This window comes from Sulfurovum sp. bin170, assembly GCF_010892395.1.
Classification (GTDB): domain Bacteria; phylum Campylobacterota; class Campylobacteria; order Campylobacterales; family Sulfurovaceae; genus UBA1140.
The window spans coordinates 1-2425 of the sequence record NZ_JAACKB010000119.1 but is presented as its reverse complement, the minus strand read 5'-3'; the positions used below and the strand labels follow the sequence as shown (position 1 = coordinate 2425).

Annotated in this window: 1 protein-coding gene; it reads left to right on the top strand. The window is 37.5% G+C overall.

The features are described from left to right. A partial coding sequence (napA, locus tag GSY74_RS02860; RefSeq protein WP_164663604.1) for a nitrate reductase catalytic subunit NapA occupies positions 1–2263 on the top strand: 2263 nt, incomplete at its 5' end. Positions 2264–2425 lie beyond the last annotated feature (162 nt).

The window sequence follows — 2425 nt, the reverse complement described above, 5'->3', positions numbered from 1 at the left end:
TGTAGATGAGCCATCAGGTTGTTATGATGATATCGAGCTTACAGATACAGTTGTAGCTTGGGGTTCAAACATGGCAGAGATGCACCCGATCCTTTGGTCGAGAGTAACTGACAGAAAATTATCAGATCCTGAAAGAGTAAAAGTTATCAATATGTCAACTTATACTCACAGAACTTCAGATTTAGCTGATACTGAAATCATTTTTTCACCAAATACAGATACAGCTATGTGGAACTATATAGCTAGAGAGATTGTATTTAACAACCCTGATTCAATTGATTGGGATTTCGTAAACAAACATATGGTATTTGCAGCAGCATCTCCAAATATTGGTTACGGTATGAGAAAATCTAGTGATAAGTCTATTAAAGAAGGTAAATATACTGCTTTAGAGATGGAAACTATTTCTAAAGAGATGAAAACAATCGTTTCTGAAAAAGAAGCTCCTGCACTAGAGCCATATGGTTACAAAGCTGGGGATGAAATGATTCATAACCAACCGGGCCTTAAGCACTGGTTGATTGAATTTGAAGAGTATAAAAAATCTTTAGAGCCATATACACTTGAGTATACTGCTAAAATCTCAAAAGGTGACCCTGATGAGTCTATTGAGAGCTTCGAAGCAAAACTTCAAGAACTAGCTAACCTTTATATTGAAAAAGGTAGAAAAGTAGTTTCTTTTTGGACTATGGGTATGAATCAACACACTCGTGGAACATGGACAAATACACTTTCTTACAATGTTCACTTTTTACTAAATAAACAAGCTCACCCAGGTGATGGAGCGTTCAGTCTTACTGGTCAACCTTCTGCTTGTGGTACTGCTCGTGAAGTTGGTACATTTACTCACAGACTTCCTGCGGATATGATGGTTAAAAATCCTAAACACCGTGCGATAGTTGAGAAAAAATGGGGTATCCCAGCTGGAACAATCAATGGTCAAATGGGACAACACATCATGCGTATCCACCGTGATATCGAAGATGGTCATGTTAAATTTGCATGGGTAAATGTTTGTAACCCTTACCAAGATTCTGCATCTGCTACTCACTGGATTAAAGCGGCTCGTGAAATGGATAACTTTATTGTAACTTCTGATGGATACCCAGGTATCTCTGCTAAAGTTTCTGACCTTATTCTTCCATCTGCTATGATTTATGAAAAATGGGGAGCTTATGGTAATGCTGAGCGTCGTACTCAACACTGGAGACAACAAGTTCTTCCTGTAGGTGACGCAATGAGTGATACTTGGCAATGGGTTGAGTTCTCTAAGCGTTTTACAGTTAGAGACCTTTGGATGAAAGATGTTAAAGTTGCTTGGGGCAAAAAAGATATGAAAGCTATTTCAGAGAAAGCAGTTAGAGCAGCTGGTTATACTCCTGAAACTACTATGTTTGAAATCCTATTTGCAAACGATAACGCTAAATCATATAAAGTTGATATGAACGATCCTGTTCAAGCTGGATATGATAACTCTGAGTCTTCTGGTGATAGCAGAAATGTTATTGGTTCAGACGGTAAAGTATTTGAAGGTTATGGATTCTTTATTCATAAATATCTTTTTGAAGAGTATGCTGCGTTTACTCGTGGACATGGTCATGATCTTGCACCATTTGATGTTTACCATAAAGTTCGTGGTCTTAAATGGCCTGTTGTTGATGGTAAAGAGACTCAGTGGAGATTTAATGCGAAATACGATCCTTATGCAGCAAAAGCTACAAAAGAGACAGGTAATTCACATGCATTCTACGGAGAATTCCTTAAAAAGAGACCTCAAGGTGACTTAAACGGAATCAAAAAAGATTTAAAACTAAGCTATGCTGATAAACCAGGTAAACATTACCTTAAAAACAAAGCTAAAATCTTTGCTCGTCCATACATGGATCCTCCAGAAATGCCAGATGCTAACTATGACACATGGTTATGTACAGGTCGTGTACTTGAACACTGGCACTCAGGAACAATGACTATGCGTGTACCTGAACTATATCGTGCAGTTCCAGAAGCATTATGTTATATGCACCCTGAAGATGCGAAGAAATTCGGTGTTAAACAAGGTGGTTTATGTTGGGTAGAGTCTCGTCGTGGTAGAGTTAAAGCTAGAGTTGAGACTAGAGGTAGAAATAGAACTCCAAGAGGACTAGTATTTGTACCATGGTTTGATGAAAAAGTATTCATTAATAAAGTTTGTCTAGATGCGACATGTCCGTTATCAAAACAAACTGATTATAAGAAATGTGCTGTAAAAATTTACAAAGCATAATAAATTAGATTAAGTTAAGGAAAGATTCGTTTTGAGCGAAAACAGACCTAAGATAGAAAAAAAAGAACCATTGAGTGATAGACGAAAATTTATCCTAGATATGGCACGCGGTGTTGGTATTGCATCACTGGGTGGGTTTATTTGGAGTGCTTATGTTGATGA